Origin of the sequence: Mycolicibacter sinensis, from assembly GCF_001667375.1 — a bacterium.
Lineage (GTDB): Bacteria > Actinomycetota > Actinomycetes > Mycobacteriales > Mycobacteriaceae > Mycobacterium > Mycobacterium sinense_A.
Window position 1 is genome coordinate 36367 of record NZ_LZIN01000073.1, and the last position, 18306, is coordinate 54672.

An 18306-nucleotide genomic window follows, 5' to 3' on the forward strand; every position below is an offset into this window, starting at 1 on the left:
GGCGCGAGGTCCATCATGGTGGGGTGATCCTGTCCTCCGGTCAGCACATCTCGCTGATGTACGGCTGGGTTCCGGTGACGGTGCAGGCATTGGCCGCCGTGGTGTTGATGCTGGCCCTCGGCCGGAGCGGCCGCCGCTGGCTGCTGCGGCTGGCGCTGAGCGGCGCCCTGGGGTTGGCGACGGCGCTCTGCGCCTACTGGTATGTCAACGCCGAGGGCCTCTCCGGCGACCCGGCACCGGCGACGCTGTGGATCTGGGCGGCACTGGCGGGAGCCGCGGCGGCGGTTCTGATCCTGGGTTGGCGCACTGCGGGCTGGTGGCGCCGCAGCGCGTCCGTCCTTGCGGTGCCGCTGTGCCTGCTCAGCGCCGGCTTGGCGCTCAACGGCTGGGTCGGCTACTTCCCGACCGTGCAGAGCGCGTGGGGACAGCTGACGTCCGGCCCGCTGCCCGACCAGAGCGATCTGGCCGCGGTGAACGCGATGGCTACCGCGGGAAGAACGCCCGAACGGGGTCGTGTGGTGCCGGTGACGATTCCGGCCGACGCCTCGCACTTCAAGCACCGCGGCGAGCTGGTGTACCTGCCGCCGGTGTGGTTCACTCGGACCCCGCCGCCCGCACTTCCCGCGGTGATGATGATCGGCGGCGAATTCAACACACCCGCCGATTGGCTGCGGGCCGGCAATGCGATCAAGTCCGTCGACGACTTCGCGGCAGCGCACGGCGGCAGCGCCCCGGTGCTGGTGTTCGTCGACTCCGGCGGATCGTTCAACACCGACACCGAATGCGTCAACGGACCACGCGGCAACGCCGCCGACCACCTGACCGACGACGTGGTGCCCTACCTGATTTCGCATTTCGGGGTCAGCGCCGATCCGTCGAATTGGGGGGTTGCCGGCTGGTCCATGGGCGGTACCTGCGCAGTCGACCTGACCGCGATGCACCCCGAGAAGTTCCGCACGTTCGTCGACATCGCCGGGGACTTGGGACCGAACTCGGGAACCCGGGCCCAGACCATCGCGCGACTATTCGGCGGCAGCCGCGAGGCGTGGGCGGCGTTCGATCCGACCACGGTGATCGCCAAACACGGCCGTTATGCCGGGGTTTCGGGTTGGTTCGCGGTCAACGGTAGTGCCGGGACGTCGGATGCCGGCGGTCAGCTAGCGGCAGCGCAGTCACTGTGCGCACTGGGGCGGCGCAACGGCATCGACTGCGCAGTCGTGACCGAACCGGGCCGGCATGACTGGCCGTTCGCCGGGCAAGCCTTCGCAACCGCCCTCCCGTGGCTGGCCGGCCGGCTGAACACGCCGGGAGTGCACCCCGTTCCGCTTCCCGCGGAGCCGGTCCACGCCACCGCGGTGGGCCCTACCATGACCTCCGACGTCCACCCTGCGGGAAGGTGATTCTCTGGTGATGCCGGCTATCGCCCGTCTGCGCCGCGCAATCTTCGCCCGGCACGCCAACCCGTGGAGCGCCTGGAGTCGCTGGGCCACCACGCCGCTGATCCTGCTTCCGGTCTGGCGGCGCTCCTGGCGCGATGCGGCCTGGGTGTCGGCCTGGTTCGCGCTGAACCCGGTGATCTTCGGTGAACCGGCCGGCCGATCGGCCTGGTCGACGCGCGCCATGCTCGGCGAAGAAAAGTGGATCACCGACCGGCCCCGAGACGCCGCACTGCTGGTGAACCTGGCCGGTGCCGCCGCGACCGCCACCGCGCTGGTCACCGCCCGACGCCGGCGGCTGCTGCCCACCGTGATCGCGACGGCAGTGGCGATGACGCTGACCATGGGTTACTGGGCCTTGATGGTCCGCTACTTCGACCGCCGCCGGTAACGTGTCGAGCATGGGTGACGATCCAACCGACCCCGGCTTCGATGAGGCCGGCGTGCCGACGTTCGACTCGGTGCGCGAGAAGATCGAGCGGCGCTTTGAGACCTCGATCGGCGCGCAGGAACTGGATTCGGAGAGTCCCGAGGGCCGCAGCGTCGAAAAGCAGTACCAGGACCGGCAGCGCGCGGCCGCCGATCGACTAGAGCAGATCCGCCAGTCAATGCACGAGGGTGAGCACTGACCGGTGCGCAGCTTCACCATCGCCGAACGGCGAAACCGTTTGACGCGCAGACATTTTTTGGCCCCCGAAGCCGCGACCGAGCCGATAACTCAGGTGGCGGCCGCGCTGATCGGCCTGCACGCCACCGACCCGGCCACTCCCTATCTGTCCCTGTGGGCGCGATCGTCGCCGTTCGCCGTCACCGACCTGGACAGTGCGTTGTATGAAAAACGTTCGCTGGTCAAGCATCTGGCGATGCGCCGCACGCTGTGGGTGATCGATCCCGCCGATCTGCCCGCGGTGCAGGCCGCAGCCAGTGACCGGGTGGCCGCCACCGAGCGGCGCCGGCTCATCGCCGATGTCGCCAAAGCCGGTGTGGCGGCCGACGGGGAGCCCTGGCTCAACCGGGCCGGTGCGGCGGTGCTGCGGCACCTCGGAGAACACGGCGCGGCCAGCAGCACCGAGCTGCGCGCGGCCCTGCCGGAACTGGCCGGGACCTACGATCCGGCTCCCGGCAAGTCCTACGGCGGCCAGACGCACCTGGCTCCGCGGGCGCTGACCGTGCTCGCGGTGCAGGGCGACATCGTGCGCGGCCCCAACGACGGAACGTGGACGTCCTCGCGGCCGCGGTGGGTGACCGCGGCGGATTGGCTCGCCGAACCGGGCGCGCCGATGGCCGCCGAGGCGGCGCAGGCGCAACTGATCAGCACCTGGCTGCGGGCGTTCGGTCCGGCCACCGCCGACGACATCAAGTGGTGGTTCGGCACCACCAAGACCGCGGTCCGAAAAGCGTTGAGCGACATCGGCGCCGTCGACGTCGACCTGCACGGCACCCCCGGCTGTGCGCTGCCCGATGACTTGGAGCCCGAACCGGAACCGGCGCCGTGGGGCGCGCTGCTGCCCGGTCTCGACGTCACCACCATGGGCTGGTACCACCGCGACTGGTATCTCGGCGAGCACCGCGGTCAGCTCTTCGACAATAACGGCAACGCCGGCCCCACGGTGTGGTGGAACGGGCGGATCGTGGGCGGCTGGTATCAGAACGCCGCCGCCGAGGTCCAGTTGCAGCTGCTGGAGGACCCCGGCCGCCCGGCGCGCCAGGCCCTGGAAAAACGGGCGCGGGAGCTCACCGAGTGGCTGGACGGCGTGCGGGTACCGCCGCGATTCCCGTCACCGCTGGTGAAAGCCGCCCCGCGCTGATCTGCGCTGTCGAGTGTGCCGGTTGTGTGCGCGATTTCGCCGTTTGAGGGGCCATAACGTGCACAGTCGCCGGCCGTCAGGCACTCGCCTTGCGGCGCCGCTTGGCCGGTTTGGCCGGTGCGCCCAGGATCTCGGCGAGGAACTTGCCGGTGTAGCTCTCCGGGACCGCCACCACGTCCTCGGGTGTGCCGGTGGCCACCACCGTGCCGCCGCCGGCCCCGCCTTCCGGTCCCATGTCGATGATCCAGTCCGCAGTCTTGATCACGTCCAGGTTGTGCTCGATGACGATCACCGTGTTGCCCTTGTCGACCAGGCCGTTGATGACGCCCAGTAGTTTGGCGATGTCCTCGAAGTGCAGGCCGGTGGTGGGCTCGTCGAGGATGTAGACCGTGCGCCCGGTGGAACGCTTCTGCAGCTCCGAGGCCAGCTTCACCCGCTGCGCCTCCCCGCCGGACAGCGTCGGCGCGGGCTGACCGAGCCGCACGTAGCCGAGGCCGACGTCGACCAAGGTGCGCAGGTAGCGGTGGATGCCGGTGATCGGCTCGAAGAACTCCGCCGCCTCCTCGATCGACATGTCGAGCACCTCGGCGATGGTCTTGCCCTTGTAGTGCACCTCGAGGGTCTCCCGGTTGTAACGGGCGCCGTGGCAGACCTCGCAGGGCACATAGACGTCGGGCAGGAAGTTCATCTCGATCTTGATGGTGCCGTCGCCGGTACACGCCTCACAGCGGCCGCCTTTGACGTTGAACGAGAATCGGCCCGGCAGGTAGCCACGCACCTTGGCCTCGGTGGTGGCGGCGAACAGAGTGCGGATCTTGTCGAACACCCCGGTGTAGGTGGCCGGGTTGGACCGCGGGGTGCGCCCGATCGGTGACTGGTCGACCCGCACCAGCTTGTCCAGCTGGTCCAGGCCGGTGATCCGGGTGTGCCGGCCGGGCACCAGTCGGGCGCCGTTGAGCTTGTTGGCCAGTACCGACGCCAAGATATCGTTGACCAGCGTCGACTTGCCGGACCCGGACACCCCGGTCACGGCGGTGAGCACCCCGAGCGGGAACGCCACGTCGACGCCGGTCAGGTTGTGCTCGCGGGCACCGACCACCCCGAGCTGACGTTTGGTATCGACTTTCCGCCGAACCTCCGGTACCGCAATGTTTTTCGCGCCGGACAGGTAGGCGCCGGTGATCGAGTCGGGGTTGGCCAGCAGTTCGGCGTACGGCCCGCTGTGCACGATCCGGCCGCCGTGCTCGCCGGCCGCCGGGCCGATGTCGACGATCCAGTCGGCGTGGGCGATGGTGTCCAGGTCGTGCTCGACCACGATCAGGGTGTTGCCCAGGTCGCGCAACCGCACCAGGGTTTCGATCAGCCGGCGGTTGTCACGCTGGTGCAGCCCGATCGACGGCTCATCGAGCACGTAGAGCACCCCCACCAGACCCGAGCCGATCTGGGTGGCCAGCCGAATGCGTTGCGCCTCACCGCCGGACAGCGTTCCGGCCGCCCGCGACAGGGTCAGGTACTCCAGACCGACGTCGAGCAGAAAGCTCAGCCGCGACTGGATCTCCTTGAGCACCTGGCCGGCGATGGCCTGCTCGCGCGGGCCCAGCGTCAGCGCATTGAGGAAGTCGGAGCACTCCGCGATCGACAGATCGCTCACCTGCGCAATGGATTTGCTGCCGTAGTCTCCGGCGGCCAGTGTCACCGCCAGGATCTCCGGCTTGAGCCGGGTGCCGGCACATTCCGGGCACGGCACGTCGCGCATGAAGCCGGCGTAGCGTTCCTTCATCTGCTCGGACTCGGTCTGCTCCATCTTGCGCTGCAGGAACGCCATCACACCTTCGAAATCGGTGTAGTAGGAGCGGGTCCGGCCGTAGCGATTGCGGTAACGCACGTGGACCTGTTCGTCGGAGCCCTCCAGGATCGCCCGCCGCGCCTTGGCCGGCAGCTTGCGCCACGGGGTGTCGACGTCGAAGCCCATCGCCGCACCCAGGCTGGCCATCATCCGGGTGAAGTACTCGCTGGTGGGCCCCATCGACCACGGCGCCACCGCGCCCTCGGCCAGGGTGCGGTCCGGATCGGGCACTACCAGGTCGGCGTCGACCTCCTTGCGGATGCCCAGCCCGGCGCATTCCGGGCAGGCCCCGTAGGGCGAGTTGAACGAGAACGACCGCGGCTCCAGGTCGTCGACCGCCAGGGGGTGGGCGTTGGGGCAAGCCAGCTTCTCGGAGAACCGCTGCTCCCGGTGCGGGTGGTCGTCGTCGCGGTCGACGAACTCCAGCACCACGATGCCGTCGGCCAGGCCCAGGGCGGTCTCGATCGAATCGGTGAGCCGCTGCTTGGCCGACTCCTTGACCGTCAACCGGTCCACCACGACGTCGACGTCGTGCTTCTCCTGCTTCTTGAGCTTGGGCGGATCGGTCAGCGAATGCACCACACCGTCGACCCGCACCCGGCTGTAGCCCTGGGTGTTGAGCTTCTCGAACAGGTCGGCGAACTCACCCTTGCGGGTGCGCACCACCGGGGCCAGCACCTGAAACCGCAGGCCCTCGTCCATGGCCAGCACCTGGTCGACGATCTGCTGCGGGGTCTGGCGGGCGATGCGCTCAGCACAGACCGGGCAGTGCGGGGTACCGGCCCGCGCATACAGCAGCCGCAGGTAGTCGTAGACCTCGGTGATGGTGCCGACCGTCGAACGCGGGTTGCGGTTGGTGGACTTCTGGTCGATGGACACCGCCGGCGACAGGCCCTCGATGAAGTCGACGTCGGGCTTGTCCATCTGGCCGAGGAACTGCCGGGCGTAGGCCGACAGCGATTCGACGTAACGGCGCTGGCCCTCGGCGAAGATCGTGTCGAAGGCCAGCGAGGACTTACCCGAGCCGGACAGCCCGGTGAAGACGATCAGCGCATCGCGCGGCAGGTCCAGGTCCACACTGCGCAGGTTGTGTTCACGCGCGCCTTTGATGATCAGCCGGTCAGCCACCCGTCCATGCTAGGTGGCGCTACCGACACCCAGTTCAAGGCCAGTACGGTGGCGGTTATGACGCCTTCGATCTCGGTTGACGACAGCTACACCGGGCACGTCGAGCCCGGCACTGCGGCCCGCCGCACCCTGCCCGGAGCCTCGATCATCAAGACGTCGGTGGGCCCGATGGACAACAACGCCTACCTGGTGACCTGCAGCAACACCGGTAAGACGTTGCTGATCGACGCGGCCAACGACGCCGACACCCTGCTGGCGCTGGTGCGCGAGCACGCCCCGCAGGTGGCGCTGATCGTGACCAGCCACCAGCACTTCGACCACTGGCAGGCCCTCGAGGCACTCGCCGAGGCCACCGGGGCGCCCACCGCGGCGCACGCCCTGGACGCCGAGCCGCTGCCGGTGACCCCGGACCGGCTACTGGCCGACGGCGACACCGTGACCGTCGGTGACCTGACCTTCGACGTGATCCACCTGCAGGGCCACACCGAGGGCTCGGTGGCGCTGGCGCTCGACGGCGAGGCCACCGGCGGTGTGACGCACTTGTTCACCGGCGACTGCCTGTTCCCGGGCGGTGTCGGAAAGACTTGGCAGCCCGGGGACTTCGAGCGGCTGCTCGGCGATGTGAGCCGCAAGGTGTTCGACCGGTTCGGCGACGACACCGTCGTCTACCCCGGCCATGGGGACGACACCACGCTGGGCAGCGAGCGGCCGCATCTGGCCGAGTGGCGCGAACGGGGCTGGTGAGCGCCTAAACCCCTTGTCCGCAGGTCAACGGCGCTTATACTGAGGTCTTTCTGGGGGCCGGAGGCTGCGGGAGGGCGGATGGCGGCCACACGGGCGTGCGCGACATGCGGGACCGAGCCGCGGGACGGCGCGCGGTTCTGCGACGGGTGCGGTGCCCCGATTGCGCCGGCCGCCGAGCACGCCGAGTACAAGCAGGTCACGGTGCTGTTCGCCGACGTGGTGCAGTCGATGCAGCTCGCGGCGACGGTCGGCACCGAGCGGCTGCGCGAAATCATGACCGAGCTGGTGACTCGGGCGGCGGCGGTGGTGCAGCGGTTCGGCGGCACCGTCGACAAGTTCACCGGTGACGGCCTCATGGCGATCTTCGGGGCGCCGGTGGCGTTGGAGGACCACGCAGTGCGGGCCTGTCGCGCCGCCCTGGTAATGCAAGAGCAGGCAGGCGGGCTCGCCGAGCAGCTACGCCGCCGCGACGGCGTCGACCTGCAGGTGCGCATCGGGATCAACTCCGGCGAGGTGATCGTCGGCGACATCGGCTCGGGGACACTGGGTTACACCGCGATCGGTGAGCAGGTGGGGATGGCCCAGCGGATGGAGTCCGTGGCGCCGCCGGGCGGGGTGATGCTCAGCGCGGCCACCGCCCAACTGGTGGCCGCGGTGTCGGTGCTGGGCGAACCGGAGCTGGCGCGCATCAAGGGCGTCGAGGACGCCGTGCCGGCACGGCAGCTGCTGAGCATGATCCCGCGCCGCCAGCAGGACAGGTCCGCGGAGTCGGTGCTGGTGGGCCGCGAGTCGCAGGTGGCCACGCTCGAGGCGATGCTGGCCCGGGCCATCACCGGGCACGGGGCGGCGATGTGCGTGGTCGGCTCTGCGGGGATCGGCAAGACACGTCTGGTCGAAGAGATCGTGCGGTGCGCGAAAGACCATGGCGTCGAAGTGTTTTCCGCGTTCTGCGAGGCGCACACCGCCGATGTTGCGTTCCATGTGGTCGCCGGCCTGCTGGGCGCCGCGGCCCGGGTCGGTGGTCTCGATGACGCGAATATGCGGGCAACGGTGCGGGCCCGGGTACCCGACGCCGACCCCGAAGACATGCTGCTGCTGGACGACCTGCTCGGCATCGTCGAACCCGGGGTGGAACTGCCGAAAATCGATCCGGACGCGCGGCGCCGGCGGCTGACGGCGCTGGTCAATACCGCCCAGGTGGCCCGCACCCATCCCGCGGTCTTCGTCATCGAGGACGTGCACTGGATCGACGAGGTCAGTGAATCCATGCTCGCGGACTTCCTGACGGTGATCGCCGACACCTGCTCGCTGGTGCTGATCACCTGCCGCCCCGAGTATCAGGGGACGTTGCAGCAGATACCCGGGGTCGAGACCATGCTCCTGGAGCCGCTGAGCACCCGGGAGACCTACGTGCTGGTGACCGATTTGGTGGGCACCCACCCCTCGGCGTCCGAGGTCGCCGGGATCATAGCCGATCACTCGGCGGGGAACCCGCTGTTCGCCGAGGAGATCACCCGCGAACTCGCCCAGCGCGGCGTGCTGATCGGTGAACGCGGCAGCTATGTGTGCCGCACCGCCGCAGCCCAGATCCATGTGCCGGCCACCCTGCAGGCGACCCTGGCCGCGCGCATCGACCGGCTCAGCGCAACGGCCAAACATGCCCTGGCAGCGGCCGCGGTCATCGGCTCCCGCTTCAGCGGCGAACTGCTGGCCGCGCTGGGGGTCGAGCCGTGCATCGAGGAACTGATCGGCGCCGAACTGATCGAGCCGCTGTCGCCGCCGAACCCGGACGCCGACTACGCGTTTCAGCATCCGCTGATCCGGATGGTCGCCTATGAGGCACAACTGAAGTCCGGTCGCGCCGACGTGCACCGCAGGCTTGCCGCCGCCATCGAATCGCGCGATCCGGCATCGGCTGACGCTAATGCCACCCTGATCGCCGGACATTGGGAAGCCGCCGGGGAGCGACACGTCGCTTACCGATGGCATCTGCGCGCTGCGGCTTGGGCATTGAACCGCGACATCACCGCGGCTCGAATGAGTTGGGAGCGCGCCCAGAAGATCGCCGACACGCTGCCCGCCGATGACCCCGACCGGACCGCCATGCGGATCGCCCCGCGCACGATGTTGTGCGGGATCGCTTGGCGCGCAGGCTTGGACGACATATCGTCCCGGTTCGAGGAGTTGCGCGAACTGTGCGATGCCGCCGGAGACAAGCCGTCATTGGCGATCGCTATGGCAGGTCTGGTGATCGGCTATGTGTATCAGGACCGGATACACGAGGCCTCCGAGCTGGCCTCCGAAACGATGGCGCTGCTGGATTCCATCGACGATCCGTCCCTGACCGTGGGACTGTCGTTTGCGCCCATCTTCGCCAAGACCGAACTGGACGGTTGGGATGACGTGGCGGAGTGGTCACAACGCGTCATCGACCTGGCCGACGGCGATCCCACGATGGGCAATTTCCTCGTCGGCTCTCCGCTGGCGGTCGTGTTGGCCGAGCGCTCCATCGCCCGCTGGCGCCTGGGGCATCCCGGGTGGCGTGACGACCAGGAGCGCGCCCTCGCCATGGCCCGCGACACCGACCCGTTGTCCCTTGTCGTTGCGGTGGCATTCGCTTACCAGGCCGCGATCGCCTACGGCGTCTTGCGCGCCGACGACGCGGCCGTACGCACCATCGAAGAAGCCGTTGGGCACGCCGAACGCTTGGGTGACGACTACACCCTGTCCAAGGCGCGACAGAACTTGGGATTTGTGCTCCTACACCGCCCCACGGCCGCCGAGCGCGATCACGGACAGCAGATCTTGACTCAGGTCGGCCAGGTGGGCGAGTTCCCGATCACCCTGGTTTTCCTGGCCCGCGAACGGGCGCTGCGCGGAGACCGCGAGCACGCCCTGGCGCTCATCCGAACCATCGCCGACCAGCTGGTCCGCGGGGGCCAGCTGCTGGGGTGGGGCTTTCACGCGACCAACGTCTTGGTAGAAACCCTGCTGGACGAGCCCAGCCAAGCCGATCTGGCCGAAGCCGAAGCCGCGATCGAGTTTTTGGCGACCGCCCCTGCCGAAGAGAATCTGGTGATCCGGGATATCTGGCTGCTGCGGCTGCGTGCCCTGCTGGCCAGGGCGCGCGACGACGCAACCGGGTATGCCTGCTACCGCGATCGCTGCCGCGACATGGCCGAAACTCTGGGCTTCGGCGGGCATCTCGCCTGGGCTGAGGCGATGCCGTAAGGGTTAGCCGGTGGTGTGCACGATCAGCACGTCGACCTTGGCGCGCCGCGACACGTTGGCCGGCACCGACCCGAGCAGCCGCCCGGCGATCGTGCTCAACCCGACGTTGCCGACCACCAGCAGGTCGGCCTCGACCGACTCCGCCAACTCCACCAGCGCATCGACCGGAGCGCCGACCACCGCACGCTCCTCCACCTCGTAGGCCCCGGCGGCGATAGCGCGCTCCTTGGCCTCCTTGAGGATGGCGTAGATCGGCGCGTTGCCCGACGCGATGTAGCCCTCGTCCTTGAGGACGTCGGCGGCCCGCGGGTCGTCGGCGTGCGGCAGGTAAGCAGTGGCGATGACGACCTTCGCGCCCTCCCCAGACGCCAGGTGACCGGCGCGGTCGACGGCACGCAGCGAAGAGTCCGAGCCGTCCGTGCCGACCACCACGGTCTTGTAGCCGCTCATCCGTTAGCCCTCTCGGTCAAAAGTTGCCATGTTCTAAGCCATGGCGACATTAACGCGTCAGCGGCCCCGATGGGGGCGATTGGCGTCACATGTCACCTGCGTGCCTGCACACACATCCGCTTTGAGCGGGCCCGAAACCGGTTCCCGCGACTGTCGTGACGTAGCTGACACCGAGTACTGAGCGGTAGCGTGAGAAGTCATTCTCCTCATCCCCGGCGATAGGGCACGCCGTTGAGCCAGGTACTGACCCGAGTCCCGGTGAGCACGACAGCGGCACCGCTCCGCCGGCGGCGCCGGCCCTCCGATGCGGTACTGATCGCGGTGCTGGCCGCGGTCATCAGCGGCATCGGGGCGAGCCGGCCGTCGCTGTGGTTCGACGAGGCGGCCACGATCTCCGCGTCGACGCATCGCTCGCTGCCCGAACTGTGGCACCTGCTGAGCCACATCGATGCGGTGCACGGTCTGTACTACCTGTTCATGCACGGCTGGTTCGCCGTCTTCCCCGCCACCGAATTCTGGGCGCGGGTGCCCAGCTGCCTGGCGGTCGGGGCCGGCGCCGCCGGAGTGGTCGTCTTGGCGCGCCGATTCGCCGACCGGCGGCTGTCGGTGTGCGCAGGCGTGCTGTATGCGGTGCTGCCGCGGGTGACGTGGGCCGGCGTCGAAGCCCGCCCGTACGCGTTCGCGGCGATGGCCGCGGTCTGGCTCACCGTGCTGTGGGTGAGCGCGGCTCGCCGCAACACGGGCGCCCGGTGGGCGGCTTACGGCATGGCGGTGGTGGCGTCGACGCTGTTGAACACCTTCACCGTCCTCCTGGTGGCGGTGCACGCGGTGTTGGTGTGGGCACCCGGATGCGGACGCTCGGCGAGATGGCGCTTTGCCGCCGCGGCCGGGATCGCGATGGCGGTGCTGGCCCCGTTTCTCTGGTTCAGTCAGCGGCAGATCTGGCAGGTCGCGTGGATCGACCCGCTGAGCGGGCACACCGTCATCGAAATCGCGCAGCAGCAGTTCTTCGACAAAAGCGTGCCGTTCGCAATCCTGGCCTGGCTGCTGCTCGCCGGCGCGGCCATCGCAGTGCGGGCCGGGGCCCGCCCGGCACCCGCCGATGAGGTACGCCAGCTGCTGATCCTCTGCGCCGCTTGGCTGATCATCCCCACCGCGGCCACCGTGGTCTATTCGGCGATGGTCGAACCCGTCTACTACCCGCGCTATCTGATCAGCGCGGCACCCGCGATGGCGATTGCGTTGGCCTTGGCGGTCACCACGATCACCGAGTCGCGGCGTGCCGTCATCGCTGTCGTCATCACGCTGGCGGTCGCCGCAGTACCCAATTACGTTGCCAACCAGCGTGATCGGTACACCAAGGAGGGCTGGGACTACAGCGCGGTGGCCGACGTGATCGACGCACATGGCCGGCCCGGGGACTGCCTGCTCATCGACAACACCACCCGCTGGGCGCCCGGCCCGATCCGGGCGCTGCCGGCCGGGCGGCCCGAGACGTTCGCGAAGCTGCAGGACCCGGGCCGGGGGCCGCGCCGGCAGGCCCTGGGCCGGCTCTGGGACGGTCACCTGGGGGTCTGGGCACTGACCGATCAGCTGGCCGACTGCCCGACGATCTGGACGATCACCGATCACGACCGCGCCCTGCCGGCCCACCAGGTCGCCGCGATGCTGCCGATGGGGTCGCGATTCGCCCGCACCCCCGACGGCCGGGTGTTGCACCAGCTGGGCTTCCGCGTCGTCGAACGCTGGCAGTTCACCTACTCCCAGGTCATCAAGTCGACCGGCGGTTCAGCGAGGCTCGACGAAGGAGAGCCGAAGCTGGAACCGCCGCATGAATCGAACGGTTCAGCGAGGCTCGACGAAGGAGAGCCGAAGCGGGAACCGCCGCATCAACCCCGGTAAGCCCCTCAGACGTGGGCGCCGACCAGCGGGTCGGCGCCGCGGGCTGCCCGATAGGCCACCACGCACCCCAGGGCGGCCATCACCGCGAAGACCGCGAACAGCCAGCGGGCCGCCGGAAGGCCGGAGCTCATCGCGGTGTTGACCACCAGGCCGGCGATACCCGCGCCGAACGCCCCGCCGATCAGCGCGACGGTGTTGATCGCCGCCGCGGCGGTGCCGCCCTCAGCGGGGTCGTCGACGCAGCTCATCGCCCACGCCGACAGGTGCGGCCAGCCGGCACCGACCCCGATCCCGACGACCAGCAGCGCCAGCGCCCAGATCGCGCCGACGGCGGTCGGGTTGTAGCTGCTCATCCGGGCGAACGCGACCACCGCCAGGCCACCCGACATCACCAGGGGCCCACTGATCACCAGCCCGATGACGACCCGCACCTTGCTGACCGAGGCGCTGGCGATCTCGCTGATCGTCCAGCCGGTCGACAGGGCGGCCCCCAGGAATCCGGCCATCACCGGCGGCAGGTGCGCCAACCGCTGCCCGAGCAGCGGGATGTACAGGTTGGCCTTGGTGGTGGCCATCAGCAGGCCCAGCGTCAGGTAGATCCACTTCTCCCGGCCCGGGTGGAACGCGCTGGGGGGCAGCACCGCCGCCGACGAGCGCCGGTCCACCACCAGGAACACCCCCAACAGGACAGCGCCGGCGATCAGCAGACTGGCGGCACCGATGAGACTGCGCGGCAGTTGGGCGGTGCTCACCACCAGCGCGGCGCCTCCCAGCAACAGCAGCGAGCGCACCGGGACCTTCATCGCGTCATCCTGCTGGCCGCCGCGGCTGGCCCGCAGCACCACGCTCACCGCCGCGGCCATCACCCCGGACAGCCCTGCCATGATGGCGAACGCCCACCGCCAGATGCCGAACTGGGCGAACAGGCCGCCGGCCGCCGGGCCCACCAGGGTGCCGACACCCCACATCGCCGACACCAGCCCCGACGCGCGGGTCCACAGCCAGCTGGGCAGGACCGCATTGATCAGCGCATACCCGAGTCCGGCCAAGAGACCGCCGCCCATGCCCTGCAGGGTGCGGCCGACCAGGAGGATCTCCATGTGCGGCGCCATGGCGCACACCGTGCCGCCGACGCCGAACGCCAGCAGGCCCAGTAGGTAGGCGAAGCGGGAACCGATGCGAACCAGCACCGGGTTGGCCGCGGCGGCGGCGATCACCGATCCGACCAGATACAGCGTGGTGGCCCAGGCGTAATACCGCTCGCCGCCGATCTCTTTGATCGTGCTCGGCAGCAGGCTGATGGTCAGGAATTCGTTGGTGGCGTAGAGGGCCACGCCCCCGGCCAGCACGGCCGAGGTACCTAAGTAGCGCCTTCCGAGCAGCTCATGCCAGCTGCCAGTGTTTACAGCGGCGTCGGTCGGCACCGCTTCAGTCAGATCCACCACCGGTTGCAGTCAATCACGGATCGCCACAACACGCGAAACCCCGCTTGCTGGCGCGTCACTTGATTCCGGCCGCATCCATACCCCGCAATTCCTTCTTCAGGTCGGCGATCTCATCGCGAATCCGCGCGGCCAGCTCGAATTGCAGGTCGCGGGCGGCGTTCATCATCTGCTCGGTGAGGTCTTTGACCAGGTCAGCCAGCTCGGCGCGAGGCATGTTCTTGGTGTCGCGGCCCTCGAACACACCGGCGCTAACGGCCCGGCCGGGCTCGCCCTGCGCGCGGCGGCCACGCGAGGCGTTGCGCCCCGAACCGGCGACCTCGACGCTCTCGCTGTCGGCCGCCTCCCGATACACCTGGTCGAGGATGTCGGCGATCTTCTTGCGCAGGGGCTGCGGGTCGATGCCGTTGGCCTCGTTGTAGGCGATCTGCTTGGCCCGGCGGCGTTCGGTCTCGTCGATGGCCTCTTTCATCGAGTCGGTGATCTTGTCGGCGTACATGTGCACTTCGCCGGAGACGTTGCGGGCGGCGCGGCCGATGGTTTGGATCAGGCTGCGGGTGGATCGCAGGAAGCCCTCTTTGTCGGCGTCGAGGATCGAGACCAGCGACACCTCCGGCAGGTCCAGACCCTCCCGCAGCAGATTGATACCGATCAGCACGTCGTAGTCGCCGAGCCTCAGCTGGCGCAGCAGTTCCACCCGACGCAGCGTGTCGACCTCGGAGTGCAGGTAGCGCACCCGGATCCCCATCTCCAGGAGATAGTCGGTGAGGTCCTCGGCCATCTTCTTGGTCAGCGTGGTGACCAGCACCCGCTCGTCGGCCTCGGCGCGCTGCCGGATCTCGGCGATCAGGTCGTCGATCTGGCCCTTGGTCGGCTTCACCACCACCCTCGGGTCCACCAGGCCGGTCGGGCGGATCACCTGCTCGACGAACTCGCCTTGCGCCTGGGCCAGCTCGTAGGGCCCGGGGGTGGCCGACATGTACAGCGTCTGGCCGATCCGGTCGGCGAACTCTTCCCAGGTCAGCGGCCGGTTGTCGCAGGCCGAGGGCAGTCGGAAGCCGAACTCCACCAGGTTGCGCTTGCGTGACATGTCGCCCTCATACATGCCGCCGACCTGCGGCACGGTGACGTGCGACTCGTCGATGATGAGCAGGAAGTCCTCCGGGAAGTAGTCCAGCAGGGTGGCCGGGGGTGTGCCGGCGCCACGGCCGTCGATGTGGCGGGAATAGTTCTCGATGCCCGAGCAGAACCCGACCTGGCGCATCATCTCGATGTCGTAGTTGGTGCGCATCCGCAGCCGCTGGGCTTCCAGCAGCTTGCCGTGACGCTCCAACTCGTCGAGCCGGGCGGCCAGCTCCTCCTCGATGGTGGAGATCGCCTGCGTCATCCGTTCCGGGCCGGCCACATAGTGGGTGGCCGGGAAGATCCGCAGCGAATCGACCTTGCGGACCACGTCGCCGGTGAGCGGATGCAGGTAATACAGCGCCTCGATCTCGTCGCCGAAGTACTCGATGCGGACGGCCAGCTCCTCGTAGGACGGGATGATCTCGACGGTGTCGCCGCGCACCCGGAAGGAGCCGCGGGTGAACGCCATGTCGTTTCGGGTGTACTGGACGTCCACCAGCAGCCGCAGCAGGGCGTCGCGCGGCACCTCGACGCCGACCTGCAGCTCGACGGAGCGGTCCAGGTAGGACTGCGGGGTGCCCAGGCCGTAGATGCACGACACCGACGCCACCACCACCACGTCGCGTCGGGACAGCAGGCTCGATGTCGCCGAATGGCGCAGCCGCTCCACGTCGTCGTTGATGGAGCTGTCCTTCTCGATGTAGGTGTCGGTCTGCGCGATGTACGCTTCCGGCTGGTAGTAGTCGTAGTAGGAGACGAAGTACTCGACGGCGTTGTGCGGCAACATCTCTCGCAATTCGTTGGCGAGCTGCGCGGCCAGCGTCTTGTTCGGCGCCATCACCAGGGTGGGCCGCTGCAGCCGTTCGATGAGCCAGGCCGCGGTGGCCGACTTCCCCGTGCCGGTGGCGCCCAGCAGCACCACGTCCTTCTCCCCCGCCTTGATCCGCCGTTCCAGGTCCTCGATGGCGGCCGGCTGGTCGCCGGCCGGCTGATACTCGCTGACGACCTCGAAACGGCCGCCGGTCCGCACGATGCCTTCGACAGCGTCCGCAGGCGGCCGGTACTCCGAATGCGCGACGACAGGGTGTTCCGTTGCGAAAGCCACGAACCCAGGGTAAGCCGGGTGTCTGACAGCGCGAGCGTGCGTACTTCCGGCTCCACGCGGCGCGTCGGGCCGGGGACACGCACGCTCGCGGCAAGAAGGAGGCGGTCAGCGGTGCATCCACCCAAGCACGAGACCTTTGACCTGGTCGCGTACACCAACACCGATCCAAAAGGGGTGGTGCGCGCCGTCGACGTCTATACCGTGCAGCCGTGGGGCCTCTACCTGGCCCGGCCCACCCCGGGCCGGGCCCAGTTCCACTACCTGGAGTCGTGGCTGCTGCCCGCGCTGGGGCTGCGTGCGACCGTCTTCCACTTCAATCCGGGCCACGAACGCGACCTGGACTTCTACCTCGACGTCGGTGAGTACACGCCGGGACCCGCGCTGTGGCGCTCCCGGGACCACTACCTGGACCTGGTGGTGCGTACCGGGCGCGACGTCGCGCTCACCGATGTCGACGAGCTGATGGTCGCCGTGCGAGAGGGCTTGCTCAGCCAGGACGACGCCGAACTGGCGGTGGCCCGGTCCGTCGCCGCCGTCGACGGCCTGGCCAGCAACGCCTATGACCTGCAGCGCTGGCTGGCCGGCCAGGGCATGCCGGTATCCTGGCCGGTCAGCGACGGTATTCCCGGGTCGGCACCGGAAAGTTAGGTAATCTCGTGAACATGAACGCCAACCTGCGAATCGGTGTCGCCACCGCGACCACCGCGGCCCTGCTCGGGTGCGGTCAGCTGATCCCAGCGCCGGCGGCGGCGTCCCAGGAGTTGCACAACGTCACCTACATCGCGCGGGTCGACGCCTGGACCCAAGGCAGTGTCGTCACCTTCATGCTCAACGACACCCAGACCGCCAGCGGCGACATCGACGCCTTCGGCGCGCCGTTCGAGGCCAACGCGGTGTTGTCTGATCCGAGCAAGGCGGGCATGGTGATCCGGCTGCGCTGGCCGTCGTCGGCCAACGTGCACTGCGAGATCCACGTGGATGACATCGTCGCGGTCAAGAGCGACCGCTTCGTCAGCACCTGGAAGGACAGCAGCGATCCGCGCAACGGCGCGATGCTGTGCGGCGCCTTGATCAGCAGCATGGCCTGATCGGCGGTACGGGCCCTACCTGGTCTGCACCCGGAGGTGGACGCCGGTGGGCCGACCCGGGTCGGCGGAGGCGTGAAACCTCTTCTCCGGCAAGGACGGATCGTCGACGCGCGGGTAACCGGCAGCCAACAGGTCCTCGACGAGTTCATCGGCGACCGCAAGGGATTCCACGATGACCTGGACGTCGATGACGTCCAAGGCGTCTGGGACATCCGGCCCCGGCACCGCAGTGGGTCCGACGTGCTCGACGCGCAGCGCGCGGTGCCCGCAGGTGGTGCGCAGCCGGGCGATGATCCGCTGGGCCTGGTCGGGCCAGGTCGGGTCGGCCGGCACCGGCTGCGTCGGGAACGGCGCGGGGCGCCGAGCCGCGAGGTTGTCCGCGAACGGCTGGATGCGGTGCTGCCACAGCTGCAACGCCTGCGCCGCCAGGTCGTCGGGGTCACCGGAGTTGTCCAGCCAGACATCGGCGACCGCGCGCCGCTGCGGCTCGGTGGCCTGGGCGGCCACCCGCGCCCGCGCGTCTTCCTCGGCCATGCCGCGGTACTGGAGGAGTCGGGCTACTCGTGTCTCTACGTCCGCGTGCACCACGATCACCAGCGGGAACATCGGCGCCATCTGCGACTCCACCAGCAGCGGGATGTCCTCGACGATGATCGCGTCCTGACCGGCCGCGGCGATCAGTTCGCTGCGGCGCCGCGCCACCAGCGGGTGCACGATGCCGTTGAGCGTGGCCCGCTTGTCGTCGTCGCTGAAGGCGATCGCGGCCAGCGCCGGACGGTCCAGGGCCCCGTCCGGCAGCAGGATGCCCGGCCCGAAGGCCTCGACCAGTGCGGTCAGGCCTTCGGTGCCGGGTTCCACGACTTCACGGGCGATGACGTCGCCGTCAACGACGATGGCGCCGTAGCGGCTGAAGGTCGCCGAGACCGTCGACTTACCGGCGCCGATACCGCCGGTCAGACCGATCCGCAGCATCGAGCCCCTTCAACCGCGCCCGGGAGCGA

At 69.0% G+C, this 18306-nt stretch carries 13 protein-coding genes and 1 pseudogene; 9 read left to right on the plus strand and 5 right to left on the minus strand.

Annotated elements, in window-relative coordinates:
* Positions 1 to 56: 56 nt before the first annotated feature.
* Genes A5771_RS14425 through A5771_RS14440 form a run of 4 tightly spaced genes read left to right on the plus strand, consistent with a single transcriptional unit; the run spans position 57 to position 3244 of the window.
* Entirely contained in the window at positions 57 to 1400 is a 1344-nt protein-coding gene (locus A5771_RS14425; RefSeq protein WP_064855979.1) for an alpha/beta hydrolase, read from the plus strand.
* A 10-nt stretch (positions 1401 to 1410) separates the two neighbouring features.
* On the plus strand, positions 1411 to 1827 hold the full coding sequence (locus tag A5771_RS14430; RefSeq protein WP_082947232.1) for a DUF6653 family protein: 417 nt from the start codon (positions 1411 to 1413) through the stop codon (positions 1825 to 1827).
* Positions 1828 to 1837: 10 nt separating this feature from the next.
* Positions 1838 to 2065 (plus strand): hypothetical protein, encoded by a 228-nt coding sequence (locus A5771_RS14435; protein ID WP_064855897.1) that lies wholly within the window; start codon positions 1838 to 1840, stop codon positions 2063 to 2065.
* A gap of 3 nt (positions 2066 to 2068) precedes the next feature.
* Positions 2069 to 3244 (plus strand): winged helix DNA-binding domain-containing protein, encoded by a 1176-nt coding sequence (locus A5771_RS14440; protein WP_064855898.1) that lies wholly within the window; start codon positions 2069 to 2071, stop codon positions 3242 to 3244.
* Between the two features lie 76 nt (positions 3245 to 3320).
* Here A5771_RS14440 and uvrA read toward each other — a convergent pair whose 3' ends face one another.
* Positions 3321 to 6218, minus strand: coding sequence for an excinuclease ABC subunit UvrA (gene uvrA, locus A5771_RS14445; RefSeq protein WP_064855899.1), 2898 nt, complete (start codon positions 6216 to 6218; stop codon positions 3321 to 3323).
* A 57-nt stretch (positions 6219 to 6275) separates the two neighbouring features.
* Between uvrA and A5771_RS14450 the strand changes: the two genes are divergently transcribed.
* A complete protein-coding gene (locus tag A5771_RS14450) occupies positions 6276 to 6962 on the plus strand; it encodes an MBL fold metallo-hydrolase (RefSeq protein WP_064855900.1) in 687 nt (228 codons plus the stop codon).
* A gap of 78 nt (positions 6963 to 7040) precedes the next feature.
* Positions 7041 to 10193, plus strand: a complete 3153-nt coding sequence (locus A5771_RS14455; RefSeq protein WP_064855901.1) for an ATP-binding protein — start codon at positions 7041 to 7043, stop codon at positions 10191 to 10193.
* A 3-nt stretch (positions 10194 to 10196) separates the two neighbouring features.
* On the opposite strand, the gene A5771_RS14460 is transcribed toward A5771_RS14455, so the two are convergent.
* Complete coding sequence (locus tag A5771_RS14460; protein WP_064855902.1) at positions 10197 to 10643, minus strand: universal stress protein; 447 nt, start codon at positions 10641 to 10643, stop codon at positions 10197 to 10199.
* A gap of 258 nt (positions 10644 to 10901) precedes the next feature.
* Here A5771_RS14460 and A5771_RS14465 point away from each other — a divergent pair, with 258 nt between their 5' ends.
* Positions 10902 to 12545 (plus strand): glycosyltransferase family 39 protein, encoded by a 1644-nt coding sequence (locus tag A5771_RS14465; protein ID WP_234783053.1) that lies wholly within the window; start codon positions 10902 to 10904, stop codon positions 12543 to 12545.
* Between the two features lie 5 nt (positions 12546 to 12550).
* Here the strand turns inward: A5771_RS14465 and A5771_RS14470 are convergent, their stop codons facing one another.
* Complete coding sequence (locus A5771_RS14470; RefSeq protein WP_082947234.1) at positions 12551 to 13990, minus strand: MFS transporter; 1440 nt, start codon at positions 13988 to 13990, stop codon at positions 12551 to 12553.
* 55 nt (positions 13991 to 14045) lie between these two features.
* Positions 14046 to 16217 carry an excinuclease ABC subunit UvrB gene (gene uvrB / locus A5771_RS14475; RefSeq protein WP_064855903.1) on the minus strand — a complete coding sequence of 724 codons (2172 nt, stop codon included), beginning with the start codon at positions 16215 to 16217 and terminating at the stop codon, positions 14046 to 14048.
* A gap of 111 nt (positions 16218 to 16328) precedes the next feature.
* Here uvrB and A5771_RS14480 point away from each other — a divergent pair, with 111 nt between their 5' ends.
* Positions 16329 to 16865 carry a DUF402 domain-containing protein gene (locus A5771_RS14480; RefSeq protein ID WP_064855904.1) on the plus strand — a complete coding sequence of 179 codons (537 nt, stop codon included), beginning with the start codon at positions 16329 to 16331 and terminating at the stop codon, positions 16863 to 16865.
* A 14-nt stretch (positions 16866 to 16879) separates the two neighbouring features.
* The gene (locus A5771_RS14485; RefSeq protein ID WP_064855981.1) at positions 16880 to 17305 is read left to right on the plus strand and encodes a hypothetical protein; all 426 of its coding nucleotides are present in this window, start codon (positions 16880 to 16882) and stop codon (positions 17303 to 17305) included.
* Positions 17306 to 17329: 24 nt separating this feature from the next.
* On the opposite strand, the pseudogene coaE reads toward A5771_RS14485, so the two are convergent.
* Positions 17330 to 18277: pseudogene (coaE, locus tag A5771_RS14490) on the minus strand (dephospho-CoA kinase); the annotation flags it as partial.
* Positions 18278 to 18306 lie beyond the last annotated feature (29 nt).